The organism is Citrobacter sp. VF227 (genome assembly GCF_052950715.1).
Genome location: NZ_JBRFVF010000006.1, coordinates 95,729 through 115,222 on the forward strand (window position 1 = coordinate 95,729; position 19,494 = coordinate 115,222).

Annotated in this window: 19 protein-coding genes and 1 other RNA gene; 8 read left to right on the plus strand and 12 right to left on the minus strand. The window is 49.3% G+C overall.

All coding sequences use genetic code 11. From position 1 onward, the window contains the following. Nucleotides 1–287 precede the first annotated feature (287 nt). Entirely contained in the window at nucleotides 288–902 is a 615-nt protein-coding gene (locus ACU8YC_RS18180) for a recombinase family protein (RefSeq protein WP_446895645.1), read from the plus strand. Between the two features lie 16 nt (nucleotides 903–918). On the opposite strand, the gene ACU8YC_RS18185 is transcribed toward ACU8YC_RS18180, so the two are convergent. Then, nucleotides 919–1,269 carry a hypothetical protein gene (locus tag ACU8YC_RS18185; RefSeq protein WP_446895627.1) on the minus strand — a complete coding sequence of 117 codons (351 nt, stop codon included), beginning with the start codon at nucleotides 1,267–1,269 and terminating at the stop codon, nucleotides 919–921. 182 nt (nucleotides 1,270–1,451) lie between these two features. On the opposite strand from ACU8YC_RS18185, the gene ACU8YC_RS18190 reads away from it, so the two are divergent. After that, nucleotides 1,452–1,658: a hypothetical protein gene (locus ACU8YC_RS18190; RefSeq protein WP_045616205.1), complete on the plus strand. Its 207-nt coding sequence runs from the start codon at nucleotides 1,452–1,454 to the stop codon at nucleotides 1,656–1,658. A gap of 46 nt (nucleotides 1,659–1,704) precedes the next feature. On the opposite strand, the gene ACU8YC_RS18195 is transcribed toward ACU8YC_RS18190, so the two are convergent. The 11 genes from ACU8YC_RS18195 to garP all read right to left on the minus strand — a co-directional run bounded on the left by ACU8YC_RS18195 (nucleotide 1,705) and on the right by garP (nucleotide 11,629). Then, nucleotides 1,705–1,995 carry a hypothetical protein gene (locus ACU8YC_RS18195; RefSeq protein WP_023568338.1) on the minus strand — a complete coding sequence of 97 codons (291 nt, stop codon included), beginning with the start codon at nucleotides 1,993–1,995 and terminating at the stop codon, nucleotides 1,705–1,707. A 335-nt stretch (nucleotides 1,996–2,330) separates the two neighbouring features. Next, complete coding sequence (locus ACU8YC_RS18200; RefSeq protein WP_446895628.1) at nucleotides 2,331–3,590, minus strand: primase-helicase family protein; 1,260 nt, start codon at nucleotides 3,588–3,590, stop codon at nucleotides 2,331–2,333. Further along, nucleotides 3,547–3,705, minus strand: a complete 159-nt coding sequence (locus ACU8YC_RS18205; RefSeq protein WP_023568340.1) for a hypothetical protein — start codon at nucleotides 3,703–3,705, stop codon at nucleotides 3,547–3,549. Before ACU8YC_RS18205 ends, ACU8YC_RS18200 begins: the two co-directional genes overlap by 44 nt. A gap of 464 nt (nucleotides 3,706–4,169) precedes the next feature. After that, nucleotides 4,170–4,601, minus strand: a complete 432-nt coding sequence (locus ACU8YC_RS18210; protein ID WP_446895629.1) for a hypothetical protein — start codon at nucleotides 4,599–4,601, stop codon at nucleotides 4,170–4,172. After that, nucleotides 4,588–4,980, minus strand: a complete 393-nt coding sequence (locus tag ACU8YC_RS18215) for a hypothetical protein (RefSeq protein ID WP_003844871.1) — start codon at nucleotides 4,978–4,980, stop codon at nucleotides 4,588–4,590. The genes ACU8YC_RS18210 and ACU8YC_RS18215 overlap by 14 nt, the downstream gene beginning before the upstream one ends. Before the next feature lie 311 nt (nucleotides 4,981–5,291). Further along, nucleotides 5,292–6,689 (minus strand): tyrosine-type recombinase/integrase, encoded by a 1,398-nt coding sequence (locus tag ACU8YC_RS18220; RefSeq protein WP_446895630.1) that lies wholly within the window; start codon nucleotides 6,687–6,689, stop codon nucleotides 5,292–5,294. 278 nt (nucleotides 6,690–6,967) lie between these two features. Next, nucleotides 6,968–7,344, minus strand: an RNA gene (gene rnpB / locus ACU8YC_RS18225) — RNase P RNA component class A. A gap of 32 nt (nucleotides 7,345–7,376) precedes the next feature. After that, nucleotides 7,377–8,522, minus strand: a complete 1,146-nt coding sequence (garK, locus tag ACU8YC_RS18230; RefSeq protein ID WP_210905428.1) for a glycerate 2-kinase — start codon at nucleotides 8,520–8,522, stop codon at nucleotides 7,377–7,379. Between the two features lie 65 nt (nucleotides 8,523–8,587). Beyond that, nucleotides 8,588–9,478: a 2-hydroxy-3-oxopropionate reductase gene (gene garR, locus ACU8YC_RS18235; protein ID WP_003024889.1), complete on the minus strand. Its 891-nt coding sequence runs from the start codon at nucleotides 9,476–9,478 to the stop codon at nucleotides 8,588–8,590. A 30-nt stretch (nucleotides 9,479–9,508) separates the two neighbouring features. Further along, nucleotides 9,509–10,279 (minus strand): 2-dehydro-3-deoxyglucarate aldolase, encoded by a 771-nt coding sequence (gene garL, locus ACU8YC_RS18240; RefSeq protein WP_151217829.1) that lies wholly within the window; start codon nucleotides 10,277–10,279, stop codon nucleotides 9,509–9,511. Between the two features lie 15 nt (nucleotides 10,280–10,294). Then, nucleotides 10,295–11,629 carry a galactarate/glucarate/glycerate transporter GarP gene (gene garP, locus ACU8YC_RS18245; protein WP_003024898.1) on the minus strand — a complete coding sequence of 445 codons (1,335 nt, stop codon included), beginning with the start codon at nucleotides 11,627–11,629 and terminating at the stop codon, nucleotides 10,295–10,297. Nucleotides 11,630–12,031: 402 nt separating this feature from the next. Here garP and garD point away from each other — a divergent pair, with 402 nt between their 5' ends. From garD to ACU8YC_RS18275, 6 genes are all read left to right on the plus strand, one after another. Next, entirely contained in the window at nucleotides 12,032–13,603 is a 1,572-nt protein-coding gene (garD, locus tag ACU8YC_RS18250) for a galactarate dehydratase (RefSeq protein WP_446895631.1), read from the plus strand. A gap of 355 nt (nucleotides 13,604–13,958) precedes the next feature. Further along, a complete protein-coding gene (locus ACU8YC_RS18255) occupies nucleotides 13,959–15,218 on the plus strand; it encodes an ABC transporter substrate-binding protein (RefSeq protein WP_446895632.1) in 1,260 nt (419 codons plus the stop codon). A 78-nt stretch (nucleotides 15,219–15,296) separates the two neighbouring features. Beyond that, entirely contained in the window at nucleotides 15,297–16,241 is a 945-nt protein-coding gene (locus ACU8YC_RS18260) for a carbohydrate ABC transporter permease (RefSeq protein WP_187253311.1), read from the plus strand. Nucleotides 16,242–16,251: 10 nt separating this feature from the next. After that, nucleotides 16,252–17,076: a carbohydrate ABC transporter permease gene (locus tag ACU8YC_RS18265; protein ID WP_003024907.1), complete on the plus strand. Its 825-nt coding sequence runs from the start codon at nucleotides 16,252–16,254 to the stop codon at nucleotides 17,074–17,076. An 11-nt stretch (nucleotides 17,077–17,087) separates the two neighbouring features. Further along, on the plus strand, nucleotides 17,088–18,194 hold the full coding sequence (locus ACU8YC_RS18270) for an ABC transporter ATP-binding protein (protein ID WP_187253312.1): 1,107 nt from the start codon (nucleotides 17,088–17,090) through the stop codon (nucleotides 18,192–18,194). 36 nt (nucleotides 18,195–18,230) lie between these two features. After that, on the plus strand, nucleotides 18,231–19,487 hold the full coding sequence (locus tag ACU8YC_RS18275; RefSeq protein WP_252838722.1) for a Gfo/Idh/MocA family protein: 1,257 nt from the start codon (nucleotides 18,231–18,233) through the stop codon (nucleotides 19,485–19,487). Nucleotides 19,488–19,494: the final 7 nt, after the last annotated feature.

Below are 19,494 nucleotides of genomic sequence, written 5' to 3' on the forward strand. Positions count from 1 at the left end.
GTTTTGAACCCTAAAGAAAGATTGATGAGGTGGAGCTCAATGTTAGGAGCCAACATGGCTGTTGCCTTCCACGAGAGTTTGCCCGCTACAAAGCATACTTCTGGTTGGCTGAGGCTTTCCATCAAATTTTGGGAAGAATGTGAGGTTTATTGATTTGTATTAATAGGGTATACCTCACTGACAACATGATATTTAGTATCAATAGGGTGTCGGTATTAGGTAATTGATAACGTTTCAAGTGTGCTGTATACTTTGAGTGTTGAAGTCAAACCTCAAAGAGACAAATGATGAACGTCCTAATTTATGCACGAGCCTCTACCAGAGAACAAGATTCCACGCGTGCTATCCCGGCGCTGCGTGAGTTTGCAGGGGAGCGTGGTTGGGCTATCAGGAAGGAATATGTCGAGAATGCTTCCGGGGCTTCCCTTGAACGTCCTCAGCTATCTCTGTTGCTTGATGAGGCTAATACCGGGGATTTGTTGCTGGTTGAGTCTATCGACCGCCTGAGTCGTCTGGAGGCTGCACAATGGGAAAGTTTGAAGCGTACCATTCAGGATAAAGGACTGAAACTGGTGGTGGTGGATTTGCCCACCTCATGGAACATGCTTCAAGGGGAAAAATCTTCCCTTGTGGTGGATGGCATTATGGCGGCAGTTAACAACATGCTGATCGATATGCTGGCTACTATGGCCCGTCAGGATTATGAAACTCGTCGTGCACGTCAAAAGCAAGGTATCGAGAAAGCAAAAAAGGCGGGTGTGTATGTCGGTAAAGCTAAGGATAAAAGGGCGCGGGAGGTTGTTAAATCTTTACTCAGTGCAGGACACAAACCCGCTAAAGTAATGGAGCTGGCTGGAGTATCACGTGCCACTTTTTACCGCATCAAGAAGGAAATGGCGTGATTGCTCACGCCTAATTTTAAACCTCAGAACACAAACTAAGCGTATAGATAGCGGTCTGCCCGTCGTTGTTAGTTGGGCGCATAACGAAAACAGGATCACTCCCGTTGTCGATGTAAGTAACCGCTATTCCACCGTCTGGGGTGGCGTACATCTTCGCAATACTTTTCTCACCAATGAAACCCAGCCGCCAGGTTTTACCACCCATGCTCACTTTCATGCTTTTGTCCTGAACATCAAGACGAGTCTCGACTGAGGATTTTTGGCTACCAGAATCGATCTGCCCTTCCTGGATCGCCTTACAGGTGAATGTGGTTGCACTTGAGGCGAAGGGGAGAACGATCAGCGCCGCGAGAATCAATCTTTTCATGGTCTTCCTTTTTTTGTTGTGAATTAGGTATTCATCGGAAGTCATTATAAAATTACTAATTGATAAAAACGATCAATTTCTATTGTATCGATCGATAAAATTGATCAACATTGAAACTATAATCCCTATGCACAGTTGTTGGGAGCGATGGGTTTTGACAACGAAATCAAAGGAGAAAGTTTGTGACAAGAGTAATATTGGCGATATCAGGGCTACTGTTCTCGCAGTTTGTGGCAGCAGAGCAGATCACCATGTCCGATCCTCAGCAGGAAACGACGGAGAGTGGAAAGACGCTTTGTACGTACCAGAACAGCATTTATCTGTTCACTTACGTCACCAAAGGAAAATGTCCCTATACCAAAACCTTTCAAACCGATGATGCAGAGTAAGTGCACAGCAATGTGATGAAAACGCCACTCCTGCCGTACATTTTTATCAATCACAAGTGCCTGTGGAGGCAATAAACCGCCCATCTTCAATACGCCAGCGCCACGCTCGGTTTCCACTCACGTTCAGATAGAACTCTTCCAGATCGTAATTAATCGGCTCACGCGATTCTGCTGGTAGGATTGCATCGTTCAGATCCTGCCGCAAAACCAAGAAACCAGGAACTACCTCTACGAAAGGCAATCCCTCCCATTCGTTGTAAACACCGTCTATAGCGCCTGTTGGCGCACCCAATGCTCGTAACTGAGCATCAATTTCAGAGTTTTTTTGTCTTGCCATAGATAAAGTCTCCGGCGCTCTGCTGCGCCATTTGGGGAATGATGAATCCTGTCCGATATTCCTCGGTTCAGACGATAGATAAGTTTTTTAATTTCGCATTTACACGAAGTTGTTAAGCAATCATGCGTTTCGTCGTGGTGGCTACCTTCGCCATTAGCAAAGGTGCCACGCATAACGAACGACTGGACACGTGTTATGTTCCAACTGGGTTGTCACAGTCTTAAATAATAAGAAAAAAAGATTTAGGGCCGTTAGGGGCGTTTGCCCTGTTCAGCCCGTATGTTTCAGGTGCTGGGATAGAACGGCTCTATTTTGTGAGGGCCGTTTTAGGGCGGTTATGCAGCGTCGATCTTAGGGTAGTATTTCGACAGATACCATTCACGGGCGTGTCCCTTATCTAAGTCCGAATGATACCAGAGTGCACCCTTGGTTATTGTGGTGTCCTTAAATCGAGCGAGTGCGAATAATCTCGCGCTGGTATAACCGTGTTTGCGAAGCCATTCTGTTGCATCATTGTCCCGATTGAACGCCGGGCAACTCTCCCGAAAGGCATTGAACGAAAAAACCGCATGGCTTTCGGTGAATACCTCTGCCTCTGATTCTGCCGGGGACACACTGGCCTGTTTCATCCGTTCCAGTGCCACACTGTGTGGCGGGCGGTATGGATTAAAGTCACTGAGATCGTATTGCATAAACCAACGATAGACGGCTTCCAGCCCACCAGCGTTTAACCAGTCGCTGAGGCGAGCGATGAATGCTGCGGTTTCATCGTGATCCACTTTGTGTTTAACGAAGTGAGTCGCATAGTGGCGACGGTCGTTATCTTCCACTTCGATCGGCGTTGGGCTATTACTAAACGTCATGAACCGGGTGAATGTCGCAACCTTACGGGCGCTTTCATACAATGGTCTGATGTCCACCGTTGGTTCGGTTTGGATGGACTTCAGAGACTCCGCAACACGACGACTTGCCGTCGGCGGATCATCAAACACGATTATCAGATTATCGGCTAACGCGCCATTATGTTTTTCGGTCAGCTGTGCGTAGCTCGAATAATGTTTGGTCTGTCCCGCCAAAAGCGGAGATAGTATTTGCTGAAAGAGGAATCCCTTGCCCGTTCCTGTATCAGATGGAATCAAAAGATGCCATGTTGGGCGCTCTTCTGGGCGCTGAAGACAGTGGGCTAACCATGCGCAGACGTTGGTGCGATCTGCTTCATCCGGGAACATCCTCACTAAGTATTCAAACCATGGTGTAAGGATGTCTACTGGAGGCTTGTCACTGGAGAATCTGCGATATGTGTTCAGCGTGCCATCCTCAGAAAGGCCAGGCGGCAACGCCGGATTGAAGATGCTTTGGACGATGAATGGAAGTGTTCTAAATACAACTGACTGCCATTGTGAGTTCCATGAGTTCCCTGAAAAACGAGCGTAATGTACCGCAAGGGAATCGAGACTTTGATCAGTGCATGTGTTGATGTTGCGCAACTTAACGCCACCAGGCAGTGAAATCAGGGCGTATCCTTGGCTACGCAGGTGTAGCGAGAAGGCTTCAACCGGGGGTGTGGTTGTGTGTGTGGTCGTCTTTTGGATCATAGGTGTCGTGCTCCTGTGCGTCGTATAAAAGTTTAATAATCTGTGCTGCGCGTGAACGGTGTTCGCGCGTATTGTCCAGCCATTGTTCAATGTCTTTTGGAACGATTAACTGCATGGCTTAGTGTCCTGTTGTTGAAGGCTTTTCATAAAGCAAATGGTCGTAGTACACCCATGCTGTCCCGTAGTAAACGGCGAGATTTCGGATGTACATTAGGAAGCGTTCCCAGCTTAGGTAGGGCCAGACCTCCAGAGCTATTTCATATAGAATCGGGGTGAGTTCAGTGTGGCTCTGCCATGCATCAAATAGCGGTTGAGCAAACCGTTGAGGGGACCACCCTTGAGCCAGTAAAACGGCCCTGACTTTTCCTTCAAACGTGTTCGTGGCACGATTAAGGATTAGGCGGCATAGCCCGGTCTCGTGATCGTGGTCGATGCATGGAACTGTAAGTCTGGCCCCAGTGATCCAATCTTTCCCTTCTTGCTGTTCAGCCATCATGGCCCGATAAGATGGCCTATTCCTGTGAGCTAACCGTGTGGAATCCGACGGCATTGCAAATGCTTGAAATAGAGTGTCTCCCATTACACCTCCGTGAACGCTGCGAGAATGGCTTGCTCAGTAGTGATTGCGTCTTTGGCTTCCTGTTCTGCTGCTGCGATTTCCAGATTACGCTGACGTTTTTGGCGAACGATTTCCTGCACTTCGGCAGTGATCTCCAGCTTCAGACGTTCAGACGCTGCCGCTATGGCCTCTGTACGCTCTTGCTCAAGCAGACTCGTCGGTTTGAACATGCTCACCTCGAAGAAAGGCGAAGATTGATAATGGTTGCAGGCCTGAGGATTGAGGATGTAACCGTTGTCCAGGTAAGCTGCCGCCTTAGTGATGACCAGCGGGAACACCTCATTGAAGACGATGGTGGTGCTGACTTCGGACAAGGCTGCTTTTTCCGCTTGCGTGATACGTTCGTCATAAAGACGCTGGATGAGGGATGTTTGCTCTTTAGTTAGTTTCATTAATAATGCGCTCCTTTGCTTTAAGGATTTTGTTCAGATTGATGGATTTGCAGCACTTACAGCGGAATGGGCTATCGGTGCTGGTGGCGGTTTCGCTGAGAAAATACTCGTCGCGATGATGGATAAGTCCGCTTTTTTCATACTCATTGAGATGCAGATGGGCGTTGTTGTAACCCCATCTCTCCACGTACTCTTCAAAGGTGAAGACGTGATGTTGCTGGTGTTCCAGCCAGAGAAGGAAGCCGATTCGTTTCGGTGTCTGTGGTAGGCCCAGTAGCTTTAGCCGCGATTTGCACGCGTGCCATGTGGTGTGGTCAACCTTGCCGCGCAGACGTGCGGAGTCCGTTACGTCGATTGACGCTAAGTTTTTATTTTCCAAATAATGATTTCTTGATGGTAATAAAAAACCCGCAAGCGGATTGATCCAGCCTACCAAGGAGAAGAGGCAGAAACTGGCACCTGCGGGATTTTATGTGTTTCGGTGGGATGTCGGGGAAATCTTCCCCTTAATTACATAATAACACGAATCATTCTCATTTGTCAAGGGGTTTGTGTCTTTTATTATTAAAATCAATAAATTAAACAATGACAAGCGGCGACATCCTTGATGAGAGAAACACTTTGTGTGCCATAATTTATAAAAGTAGGGAGAGAATCCCCCACTGCACTTACAGGAGAGTTGATGGGAGTTTAGTCCCAGCAAATGCCATCAACCACTGGAAGTAAATTCGTCACAGTAAACTTGTGGGTGTATCGCTGGGTTTGCCCTTCCCCACTATGCTCATGTCCGACCACCTTCTGAACTGGCGTAAGCTCGTTAGTTTTTCGCGATTCAGTAATAAATGTGTGGCGAAGGCTGTGCACAATGCGGCGAGCGCCGTAATCATTGAGATAAGGGATCTCAAGAGTCTCACGAGCATCATGGAAGAAGTGGGTAATCTGGTTGAAGTTAGTAAGTTCAGGAAAAAGAGAATCGTCAGCAGAGAACCCCTCTACGTAGTCCATAAATCCAAGATCAAGCAGATGAAGTGATAGCGGTACTTGCCTCGTACCTGCTTCAGTTTTGGTATCATCAATCATGATGTAGTAACGCTGGGAATCATCATCAAGACGAACATCAGAACGCTTTAATTTGGCTATCTCTGCCCGGCGTGCGCCAGTATAGGCAAGAAGAAGAGGTATCCACTTTTTCCAACCTGAGAGAGATTTGAAATGGGCCACCAACTTTCGCATTTCTGTTGCACTGTAGTCACCGTAACTTTTACTCTTGGCCTCGTATGGAACATTAAGTGTCGGCGAAGTTGCCAGCACATCCATTTCAGATGTTAGGTAGGTAGAGAACAGCCCTTGGCACAGTTTCAGATAATCCTTAACCGTCTTCGGGGACACAAGGTCTTCTTCGGGAACATCATCCAGATCTAAGCATTCGCGAACCGTCATCTTGTTGTATGGCTTCATATTCTGACGGGGTAGACCCTCCACCACTTCGAGCAAATGTTTGATATCGCGGCGGGTGATTTTGTCCACTGGCGTATCAGCCCCCAGTACTTCCCTGATAACCGTGAAGTACTTTTCGTTCCCCTTCCGAATCTTCGGATTCCAATCTGATTTGAACACCAGAAAACCATCCCATGCTTTTTGCAATGTCATCGCTGGCGCAGGCTCTTCAACCACTGCGGCAGGTGCAGGAATTTGCGGTTTCATTTTGGTAAGGATCTCATGGTACTTCGAGAAGTCTTTACTCAAGAAGGCTTCATTGGCCTGCTGGGATTGGTGCAGAAGAATATCGTACTTGGACGCTGCGGCGGCAATGGCACTTTCCATGCCCGTAATGTCGAAACGCCGGGCCAGAGACTCAAGGAAAATTGATTCTGTTGGTGATTCCTCGCCGCTGTCGTAAAGCTCCTCATAGAATTCTTGGAAGAATTTAGCGAATGCCTTCGCTTCATCTGTGGAAAGCACTGGAATCGTGCTTCCGTTAAGTTTTCGTTGGCGCGGGGCTGCGGGAAGATCTTCAACATAGCCGTAAATCTCAGCGGTCTGCTCTGCTACAAAAGCATCAATGTCATGCTGGGAAAGTTTTTTCATTGTTCGGATGATTCTCTGCAACTGGTCGCGGTGTATGGTACCAGATCGCAAAAGGGTGAAGAATGGCGTTAGCCGGGAGATCAGGAACTGGCATCGGCGCGGACTATCTGTACCAAGCGAGCAACGGAAAAATTGATTGTCAGACAATCTGAGGTAGGCGTAAAAAACGCCGTTACGCTGAAGCGTATGAGGTAGGTAACAATCGTTGATGTATCCCATTCTGTATCTCATTTATGCTTCTAAGTACCTGAGATACATCAACTTATTGTTTTTAAAGAAGTTGAAGCTGACCGATAAGCCGGGTTCTGTCGTGGACAGTCATTCATCTAGGCCAGCAATCGCTCACTGGCTCAAGCAGCCTACCCGGGTTCAGTACGGGCCGTACCTTGTGAACCCCTATTTGGCCTTGCTCCGGGTGGAGTTTACCGTGCCACGGACTGTTACCAGCCGCGCGGTGCGCTCTTACCGCACCCTTTCACCCTTACCTGATCCCACTTACGTGGGCCATCGGCGGTTTGCTCTCTGTTGCACTGGTCGTGGGTTTCCCCCCCAGGCGTTACCTGGCACCCTGCCCTATGGAGCCCGGACTTTCCTCCCCTCCGCCCGTCTCCCCCGAAGAGGACGACGACGAAGCGGCGACTGTCTGGTCAGCTTCGGCGCGCAGTATAGAGGGTTTGCGGGTCAATGTCACCCCGCACTGCGCATTCCTATCGCCAACGTGGCGGCGATGTTCCTTGAAGCGCGATAAATATTATCAAATGCCCCGCGGAAGGCCTCTTCCAGCGTGCTGATGCTGGTCAAGACGCTAAATACCGCATCGATACCATATTGATGCACTACCTCTACATCACGCGTCAGGCTGCCGCCAATACCAATTACCGGTTTGTGGTACTTCTTCGCGACGTTCGCCACACCTACCGGCACTTTGCCATGAATACTCTGGCTGTCGATACGCCCCTCTCCGGTCACCACCAACGTACAGTCGTGAATATGCTCTTCCAGGTTGAGCGCCTGGGTCACAATCTCAATACCACTGCGCAGGTCCGCGCCTAAAAAAGCCATTAACGCGGCACCCATTCCACCAGCTGCACCGGCTCCGGGAACATCCTTCACATCGACCCGCAGCGATCTTTTAATGATGTCAGCATAGTGGGATAAATTACGGTCCAGTTCGAGAATGCGTTCTTCCGTCGCTCCTTTCTGCGGGCCGAAGATTCGCGAAGCGCCAGTATCACCGATGAGTGGATTGGTCACATCGCAGGCCACGCGAATGGAGCAGGTTTTTAATCGCGGATCCAGACCGGAAATGTCGATGCGGTTGAGGCTCATCAGACTGCCGCCCCCGTAGCCAATCTCTGTCCCATTGGCGTCGCAGAGCTTCGCGCCCAGCGCCTGCACCATACCCGCGCCGCCGTCGTTGGTCGCACTACCGCCAATGCCGATAATAATGCTCTGCGCCCCGCTATCCAGCGCCTGCAAAATCAGTTCCCCGGTACCGCGTGACGTGGTGACTAACGGATTGCGCTTCTCAGGAGGAACCAACGCCAGACCGCTGGCAGCCGCCATTTCGATAAACGCAGTTTTCCCATCTCCGGAGATACCCCAGCAGGCATTCACTTTTTCACCCAGCGGCCCCGTCACCCACGCGGAATATTCACTCCCTTGCGTGGCGGCGATCATGGCTTCGACCGTTCCTTCGCCGCCGTCGGCCACCGGAACTGAAACATATTGCGCATCGGGGAAAATTTCCCGAAATCCTTTTTCTATTGCCTGAGCTACCTCGGTGGCAGAAAGGCTTTCTTTATAAGAGTCTGGGGCAATTACGATTTTCATAGTTATGTAGCCTGACTGTGCCGCGCAAGGCAAGAAATACAGGGCGCGCATCCGCGCCCTTCTTGTTAGCGAGTGACTTCCACTTTCGCCAGTTTTTCGTAGTAGCATGCGAGCGCACTGTGATCGGCAGTGCCCAGCCCATCTGCGCGGAGCGCCTGCATCATCTCCATGACGGCAGCAGTCAGTGGCAACTGCGCACCGACCCCATGCGAGGTATCCAGCGCATTCGCCAAATCCTTAATATGCAGGTCAATACGGAAACCCGGCTTAAAGTTACGGTCCATAACCATTGGTGCTTTCGCGTCCAGTACGGTGCTTCCAGCCAGTCCGCCTCGGATCGCCTGATACACCAGATCCGGGTTCACACCCGCTTTGGTCGCCAGCGTCAGCGCTTCAGACATCGCCGCAATGTTCAGCGCCACAATCACCTGGTTCGCCAGCTTAGTAACGTTACCCGCGCCAATGTCACCGGTATGTACCACCGAACCAGCCATCGCTTTTAGCAGATCGTAATACTTGTCAAAAATCGCTTTATCACCGCCAACCATCACCGACAACGTGCCATCAATCGCTTTTGGTTCACCACCGCTGACCGGCGCATCCAGCATATCCACGCCTTTCGCTTTCAGCGCTTCGCTGATTTCGCGGCTGGCTAACGGCGCGATGGAACTCATGTCGATCAACACAGTGCCCGGCTTCGCCCCTTCAATAATACCGCCTTCCCCCAGCGCCACCTCTTTCACGTGCGGAGAGTTCGGCAGCATAGTGATGATCACATCGCACTGCTCGGCAATATCTTTCGCCGTGGCGGCGGTTTCTGCACCTGCGGCAATCACTTCCGCAATGGATTCCGGGTTACGGTCAGCAACCACCAGCGAGTAACCTGCCTTGAGGAGGTTTTTACTCATTGGTTTACCCATGATACCGAGGCCAATAAAACCAACTTTCATTGTCATGTCTTTATCTCTCTCTACTGTCGATGGTGGTTATTTCTTAAAAGAATCAGCCAGTTTCTGCGTGGCTGAACGGAACACGCCAAGGTCGCTGCCAACGGCAACAAACGTCGCGCCCCACTCCAGATAACGACGCGCATCTGCCTCTACCGGGGCCAGAATGCCGCTTGGTTTGCCATGTGCTTTCGCGCGGGCAAAAATGTGCTGAATAGCTTTCTGCACATCAGGATGTGATGCATTGCCGAGATGGCCTAACGCCGCAGCCAGATCGCTTGGACCGACAAAGACACCGTCAACGCCTTCGGTCGCCGCGATGGCGTCAACGTTATCGACGCCCTGTTGACTTTCAATCTGCACGATGATGGTGATGTTCTTATTCGACTGCGCAAAGTAGTCAGGTACGGTGCCAAACATATTGGCGCGATGGGAGACGGACACGCCGCGAATACCTTCCGGCGGATAGCGGGTCGACGCCACGGCGTTCACTGCCTCTTCTTCCGTCTCAACGAACGGGATCAGGAAGTTGTAAAACCCAATATCCAGCAAGCGCTTGATAATCACCGGCTCGTTGGTCGGTACGCGCACGACCGGCGCGCTGACGCTGCCTTTCAGCGCCATCAATTGCGGGATAAACGTCGAGATATCGTTCGGCGCGTGTTCGCCGTCCAGCACCAGCCAGTCAAAACCCGCCAGGCCTAAAACTTCGGTACTAATTGGGCTGGCTAATGCAGACCAGCAGCCAATCTGAATCTGTTGCGCCGCGAGGGCCGCTTTAAACTTATTCGGGAAAATCGTGTTATTCATCGCCTATACCTTTGTTTATTTCTGCAATTCCATACGTTTAATGTCACCGACAATAAACAGGTAGCAAACCATTGCCATCAGCGCCGAACACCCTACAAACATCAGCGCAGCATTAAATGAGTGCAGCTCGCTCACCAGATAACCAATCACCAGCGGGGTGACGATAGAGGCTACGTTGCCAAATACGTTAAATACCCCACCGCACAGACCGACGATTTCTTTCGGCGCGGTATCGGAAATCACCGGCCAACCCAGCGCGCCGAAGCCTTTGCCGAAGAACGCAAGCGCCATCAGCGCAACCACCAGAGTGGTGTTATCGGTGTAGTTACACAGAATAATGGTCGACGCGAGCAACATTCCGAGCACAATCGGCAGCTTACGTGCCAGAGTGATGCTGAAGCCACGTTTAATCAGATAATCAGAGAACACACCGCCGAGCACGCCCCCGGCAAATCCGCACAGCGCTGGAATCGACGCCACCAGCCCCACTTTCAGGATCGACATGCCTTTTTCCTGTACCAGGTAAATCGGGAACCAGGTGAGGAAAAACCAGGTAATGGTGTTAATAAAATACTGACCAAAGAACACGCCAAGCATCATACGATTTGTCAGCAACTGCTTGATATAATGCAGTTTAGGGCCACCTGATTTCACATCGCCGGGCTTTTTATGGTCCATATCCACGACCGCACCGTTTTCAGAGATAAACTTCAGCTCTTCTTGCGACATACGCGGGTGATCGGTTGGGTTATGGATAAACTTTACCCACAGGCCAGTGAGCACAAAACCGATAACGCCCATCACGGTAAAGACGTGCTCCCAGCCCCAGGCAAAGGTCAGCCAGCCCAGCAGCGGCGAAAACAGCGCCAGGGAGAAATATTGTGCGGAGTTAAAAATCGCGGATGCCGTACCGCGCTCTTTCGTCGGGAACCAGGCCGCCACAATACGGGCGTTCGCTGGGAAGGACGGCGCTTCTGAGAAGCCCAGCATAAAGCGCATGATGAACATTGAAATACCCGCCCAGGCCAGCGGGAACATGTCTACAAAACCCTGCAGAAAGGTAAACAGCGACCAGAAGAACAGACTGTAGGTGTAGACTTTCTTCGAACCGAACTTATCCAGCAGCCAACCGCCAGGGATTTGCATCAACAGGTAAGCCCAACCGAAGGCGGAGAAAATGTAACCCATTGAGATGGCACTGAGCTGCAACTCTTTCGCCACTTCCGTGCCGGCAATAGACAGCGTCGCACGGTCCGCATAGTTAACGGCGGTAACAATAAATATGATTAGTAATATTAAGTAACGGGTGTGCGTACCTTTCTTTTTCTCGACAACTGTATCCAGTATCATTCTAATTACCTCGGGTACATAAAGTTTTTATTATTATTTGGCAAATATCCCTGATGATAAATTACCGATAATAAAAACGTATAATTATTTATCAGACGCTATAAAACCGTGATTTAGTATAATCAGCAGCCCAACGTTAATCATTGTGCAAGCGCTCATTAAACGCGAGTTATTAAAATAATGTTTTGGGCATATGCACACATGCATGGGCGCTAATCCACACATTTACGTATTGCTACCCCTGGTGGGACGGCCTTGCTGAGTTTAAGTGATCATTGTCACATTCTTCGCGATAAACTCCTGGCATTCTTATTTCACGATACCGAATCTTTATTACTGACAATGAGATTCAAAATATAAATATCTACACTATTATCACCACTTGTTGGAGAATACTGGACAATGGCCGACATCGAAATTAGACAAGAATCGCCAACGGCGTTTTATATTAAAGTTCACAACACAGATAATGTGGCGATTATTGTCAATGACAATGGTCTGAAAGCCGGGACACGTTTTCCGGACGGACTGGAGCTAATTGAACATATTCCCCAGGGTCATAAAGTGGCGCTCGTGGATATTCCAGTTCACGGCGAAATCGTGCGTTATGGCGAAGTGATAGGCTATGCCGTTCGCGATATCCCCCGTGGCAGCTGGATTGATGAATCAATGGTTGAGCTGCCCAAGGCCCCGCCGCTGGAGACGCTGCCGCTGGCAACCAAAGTGCCTGAGCCTCTGCCGCCTCTCGAGGGTTATACCTTCGAAGGCTACCGCAATGCTGACGGTAGCGTTGGCACCAAGAATCTGCTCGGCATCTCCACCAGCGTGCACTGCGTGGCGGGCGTGGTGGACTATGTAGTGAAAATCATTGAGCGCGACCTGCTGCCCAAATATCCGAATGTCGACGGCGTAGTCGGGCTCAATCATCTGTACGGCTGCGGCGTGGCGATTAACGCTCCAGCCGCCATCGTGCCCATTCGAACTATTCACAATATTGCGCTAAACCCGAACTTTGGCGGTGAGGTAATGGTCATTGGCCTCGGCTGTGAAAAACTGCAGCCAGAGCGCCTGCTGGAAGGCACGCACGATGTAAAAAGCATTCCGGTCGACAGCGCCAGCATCGTCAGCCTGCAGGATGAAAAACACGTCGGCTTTCAATCGATGGTTGCCGATATTTTGCAGGTGGCCGAACGCCATCTGGCAAAGCTCAATCAGCGCCAGCGTGAAACCTGCCCGGCATCAGAACTGGTGGTCGGCATGCAGTGCGGCGGCAGCGATGCGTTTTCCGGCGTAACGGCCAACCCGGCTGTAGGCTATGCCTCCGACCTGTTAGTACGCTGTGGCGCCACCGTGATGTTCTCTGAAGTTACCGAAGTACGCGATGCCATCCACCTTCTGACTCCACGTGCGATTAACGAAGGTGTGGGTAAACGCCTGCTCGAGGAGATGGCCTGGTACGACAACTACCTGGACATGGGCAAAACGGACCGCAGCGCTAACCCTTCTCCAGGTAACAAGAAAGGTGGTCTGGCAAACGTGGTGGAAAAAGCGCTGGGTTCTATTGCGAAGTCGGGCAAGAGCGCGATTGTCGAAGTCTTGTCGCCGGGCCAGCGTCCAACCAAACGTGGCCTGATTTACGCTGCCACCCCCGCCAGCGATTTTGTCTGCGGTACGCAACAGGTTGCTTCCGGGATCACAGTACAAGTCTTTACCACCGGTCGCGGTACACCGTATGGCCTGATGGCCGTGCCGGTGATAAAAATGGCGACGCGAACCGAGTTGGCCAATCGTTGGTTTGACCTGATGGATATCAACGCAGGCACCATCGCCACCGGAGAAGAAACGATTGAAGATGTGGGTCTGAAACTGTTCGAGTTTATTCTCGACGTCGCCAGCGGACGTAAGAAAACCTTCTCAGATCAGTGGGGGCTGCATAACCAGCTGGCGGTGTTTAACCCGGCGCCAGTGACCTGATTATCGAAACGAAAGCCAAAGAAAAAACGGGGATTTATCCCCGTTTTTTATGTCGATGCCTAAACAGATAAAGTGATAATGTTCGCATTTTTAGAGGTTTTTTTTAACGCCTGTTTTTTTCGTTTCAAACCTGAAAAATGAAGCTAACAATATGAAATAAAAAGAAATAATATCAACATTGTTTTACGTTATATTTTCGTTTTGATAAAAGAGAAACCCACCGAAAGACAATCTTGTTTTAATGCGATAAACCTCTCTTTTTTACTGCTTTGACTTTCTCCGATGTTAAACAGATTATTCATAGGTTCCTGTAATTTACCTCATTAGCATTCTGACCTGAATAAAGAGGGAAGTTATGTATACCCTGAATAAAAATAACGTCGCATTGGCCTGTCTTATTTCCTGTTTACTGGCAACACCTGTCGTCGCGAGTGCTGAAGGCCAGTCGGAAGCAAAGCCTGTTAAATTACGCTACACATTATGGGACCGCAATCAACTCCCTGGCGAACAACAGCTCGTTAAAGAATTTGAAAAAGACAATCCTGGTATTAAGATCGAAATTGAACTAACGCCTTATGACCAATATTTTATCAAACTCAGTTCGGCAGTCGGTGGAAATGTAGCACCGGATGTATTCTGGATGAACATGCCTAATTTCCAGCAATATGTGAAAAATGGCATGCTGGAACCACTGAGTAATTATCTGAAAGATAAATCAGTGCCGAAACTGGATGATTTTGTTAAAAGCTCAGTCGATGCCTACCAATATCAGTCGCAGCAATACGCTATCCCAAGAGATATTGATGCAATTGCCGTCTGGTACAACAAAAAAATGTTCGATCAGGCTGGTGTGAGTTATCCCGATAAAAACTGGACGTGGGACGATCTAAAACAAAAATCAGAGCAGTTACGTAAAGGGCTGGATAAACAGTCTTATCCACTGGCAATGGAATTCAGCAGCGGACAGGATAGTTACTTTAACCTGCTATTACAGGCCGGAGATAAGATTGTCCTACCGGGGAGCAAAACGGATGTTGCCAATGACAAAGCTATCGCCGTCTATCGCGATGTTCAAGGCATGCTGAACGCAGGACTGATCCAACCCCCAGGCGAGATGGAAGCCTCAGATGTCTTCCAGTCAAATCGAGTGGCCATGGTCTACGCTGGGTCATGGTGGGCACTACCTTTCTCTCAAAACGAACTGATTAAAGATCACGTCGGCGTAGTGCCAATGCCTAAAATGGCAGAGCAGGCAGGTGTATCCCATAGTCTGGCATTTGCTATGTCAGCCAAAAGTCAGCATAAAGATGCGGCGTGGAAGTTCATTGAATTCATGAGCTCTGAGCATGCGCAGCAGACGCTGGCTACGGGAAAAGTCGTGATCCCCGCCAATCAAAAAGTGGCCAAAGAGTGGGCTGAAGGCTTTAAGGATATTGATGTTTCAGCCTATATCGATTCGTTAGCTTTCTCACATAAATATCCAACCGCTGGCTCTAATACCGCCAAGTGGAATAGCATCCTGAATGATGGCTTGAAAAAAGTGTGGACGGGTACTGACCCAGAGAAAGTAATGCCTGGTGTTGCTAAACGCGTTGAACGAGAAATGCAGAAATAATCCTGAGGGAGCCATGCTCCCTCTCGCTTTCGCCCGCGCAATATATTTTGGTTGCACAGTGAGCATCCCGGAGTCTGTATGAGTTATTCAGATGAAGCCGCATCCCCACAATTACCGACCAGGGAGGCGCAAAAAAAGTCCCTGACCAAGCTGGAAAAAGAAGAACGCTTCTGGGGATGGATAATGATTCTGCCATTACTGGCGGGGTTAATTGTTTTCTACTTTACTCCGTTCTTCCAGAACGTTTTCTATAGCTTCACCGATCTTGGCGAGTTTCAGATCTGGACGACGATCAGCTTAGATAACTATATTAATTTATTCAGCGATGATGAGTTTCGTTCAGCAATATATAACACTCTGGCCTATGTATTTATTTGCGTACCAATAATCACCGTTTTGTCATTACTGCTCGCAATTGGCCTGAATCAGGCGATTCGCGGTCAGTGGTTGTTTCGCACGCTGTTATTTCTGCCCGCTGTCACTATGCCTGCGGCCATTGCTATGGTCTGGCAGTGGTTGATGAACCGAAACTTCGGCTTAATTAATCAGATCCTGGCCTTTTTCGATCTTCCAGCCATCGGGTGGTTATCCGATCCCGATGTCGTCCGGCTGAGCGCCTCACTGGTGATTATCTGGTCGGCTATCGCGCTGAAGATGATCATTCTGCTCGCCGGATTGCAGGGGATCCCCAAACAAATTTATGAAGCGATGTCGCTGGATGGCATCAGCAAATTGCGTGGATTCTGGTCTATTACCTTACCGCTAATGATCCCCACGCTGTTTTTCGTACTGGTGATCTCTTTTATCGAAACGCTGCAAATTTTCGATGTGGTTTATCTGCTGTTTGGCAGTTCATCCATGGTGGACGATCAGACGATGACTATCGCCTATCTCTTCTATAAATACGCCTTTATCTACCATGAAAAAGGGTATGCCTCAGCGATCGCGGTGGTGATTTTTGTTATCACGATGGTCCTGACGCTGCTGCAAATATGGATTGGTAAACGACTTAAAGCACAGTGAGGCAACCACGATGTTCATGACTAAACGTGAAAAATGGCTAATTTACGGTTTGATGATCCTCGCGACGCTAGTAACTGTGGTTCCCTTCATCTGGATGATCATCACCTCTTTTAAAACCCAGGCAGAAAGCATCGCCTTTCCGCCGATCCTGCTACCTGCCAACCCAGGGTTTCAGGCTTACGGTAAAATCTTGCATGAAATGCCTTTTGGCAGCTTTTACTTTAACTCGATCGTCTCCACGCTGGTCATCGTCATTTTGCAGACACTGATTGCGGCAATGGCAGCGTACGGTTTCTCCCGACTGCGTTTTAAAGGGCGAGATGTCCTGTTTATGCTGTGTATTTCAATTCTGATGGTGCCCGGTCAGATCTTTTTAATCCCACAGTTTTTAACCGTTGAAAAAATCGGTTTGCTGAACTCAATTCCTGGACTGGTGCTACCGGGTTTATTCAGCATATATAGCGCCTTTTTATTGCGTCAGTTTTTTCTGTCAGTACCTAAAGAACTGGAAGAGGCAGCCATTATGGATGGGTATAACCATCTGACTATTTTCTTCAAAATTATGCTGCCATTAATTAAACCAGGGCTGATTGCCTGCGTCATTATTAACGGATTGTGGAGCTGGAATAACTTAATGTGGCCGCTGATCGTTAATACCTCCATGGATAAAATGACATTACCGGTAGGGTTAGCCTCGCTTTCCGGACGCTCAGGCGTGGAATATCCGATGTTAATGGCGGGCGCATTGCTGGCGATTATCCCGATGTTGTTACTTTATATCTTCTTCCAGCGCTATTTTATTCGCGGCATCGCTGGTGCCGGAATTAAAGGATAAGGGGCAGTGTTATGTCAGGTATTCAATTACAGGCAGTAAGCAAAGTCTATCCCAATGGCTTTCAGGCGATCCATGGCGTTGATCTTGAAATCCACGATGGCGAATTCATGGTGTTTGTCGGGCCATCAGGCTGCGCCAAATCAACGCTGCTGCGCATGATTGCAGGTCTGGAAGATATCACTCATGGTCATATAGCAATCGGAGAGAAGTGCGTCAACGACCTGCTACCAAAGGAGCGAGGCGTTGCCATGGTCTTCCAGAATTATGCCCTCTATCCCCACATGACGATTTATAAAAATATGGCATTCAGTCTGTTAGGGAAAATGAGCAAAGAAGAGATTGATATCCGCGTACGGGAAGCTGCACACAAGCTGGAAATAGAGACATTACTCGATAAAAAGCCCGGCCAACTTTCGGGCGGTCAATGTCAGCGCGTTGCCGTTGGCAGGGCTATCGTGCGTAAGCCAGACGTTTTTTTATTTGATGAGCCGCTTTCCAACCTGGATGCAAAGCTGCGTGTTTCAATGCGCGTGCGGCTGACAGAACTGCATCGACAACTGCGTCACGAAGGCGTGAGCGCAACCATGGTGTACGTCACGCACGATCAGATTGAAGCGATGACGATGGGAGACAGAATTTGCGTTCTTAATGGCGGTCGTATTATGCAGGTGGATACCCCAGGAAATATCTACCATCATCCCAGGAATAAATTTGTTGCTGGTTTTATTGGCAATCCGGCAATGAATATCCTGCTGCTTGATATTGAACCCGGCGCTCGTGGCCTCCGCCTGGCTGATAATTTAATCCTGCCATTGAATACACGCTTGAGTAACCTACTGGAGCAATACCCGCACTCCAGCGTCTGGTTCGGCATCCGGTCAGAGGCCATTCAGTTAGCCTCGCAGCATGACGTCTCTGCGTTCGATGCGCACATTACCAACGTAGAAAGGATGGGCAACGAAGACCTTCTGCATTTTGATATTGGTGAACAACATATGATCTTACGTATTAACTCCACCCCCGACTGGAACCCTCTTCCTGGCGAATCTATCAAAGTGAAATTTAATCTGGAAGCCGCCTTTTTGTTTGATAAAAAACATGAAGAAAATTTGGCCTGACCGTTATTCAGGCTAAGTGAAAAATGAGAGGTTTATATGTGTGCGAATAAAGTAACCGTATTAGTGGTAGGGGCTGGTGCGCGCGGAGAAATATATTCTCGCTATGCGCTCGAACATCCAGACAGAATGCAGGTGGTAGGCGTTGCTGAGCCCAGAGAGGCATATCGCAAGCAGTTTGTCGCACAGCATAAGATTGCCCCAAACAACGTATTTTGCGACTGGCAAGAGGCTGCGGCCCAACCCAAAATGGCCGACGTAGTACTTATTTGCACCCAGGATAATATGCACAAAGATCCAGCCGTAGCGTTTGCCAATCTCGGCTATCACATTCTGCTGGAAAAACCGCTCGCCCCTACACCAGAAGATTGCCGGATCATTATTGATGCGGTCAAACGCAACAACGTATTACTGGCGGTCGCCCACGTTCTGCGCTACACCCGCTATACGCAAAAGCTGAAATCGCTGCTTGATGATGGCGTAATTGGCGATATTGTCAGCATGCAGCATCTCGAACCCGTAGGTTACTGGCATCAGGCACACTCGTTTGTACGTGGTAACTGGCGCAATGAAGCAGAATCGTCATTTATGTTGTTACAGAAATCCTGTCATGATTTGGACTGGATCCGCTACATCATGGGCGACAACTGCCAGGACGTGGGATCATTTGGCAGCCTGAGTCACTTTGTGAAAGAGAATCAGCCTGCTGGCGCCAACGATCGCTGCCTTGATTGTCAGGTTGAAGCAACTTGCCCTTGGTCAGCCTGCAAAATTTATCTGGGTGAAAACCACAAATGCACTCCACACTTCCGTCGGGTACTGACTGCAGACCCCAACGAAGAGAATGTTCGCCAGGCGCTGCGCGATGGGCCTTATGGTCGTTGCGTTTATCGTTGTGATAATGATGTGGTGGATCATCAGGTTGTTAACTTACGTTTTGCCCACCAACAGACAGTGACATTTACCATGACCGCGTTTACCAAAATGGAAGATCGAAAAACACGTCTCTTTGGTACCAAAGGTTATCTGGAAGGTGACGGCGAACAGATCCGTGTGTTTGATTTCCTGACAGATAAAGAGACAGTACATCAAATAGAGGAGATCGCCGCAGGGACGCAAACCCAGATGGGGGGGCATAGCGGTGGCGATTACTACCTGATGGATCGCTTTATCCACGCAGTGATGGCTAAGGATCAAAATATGATCCTTTCCGGCCCAGATGAGTCACTGGAAAGCCACTTAATGGTCTTTGCCGCAGAGCGCGCTCGCAAGGAAAACTGTCTGGTTACGCTGTGAAGCCGGA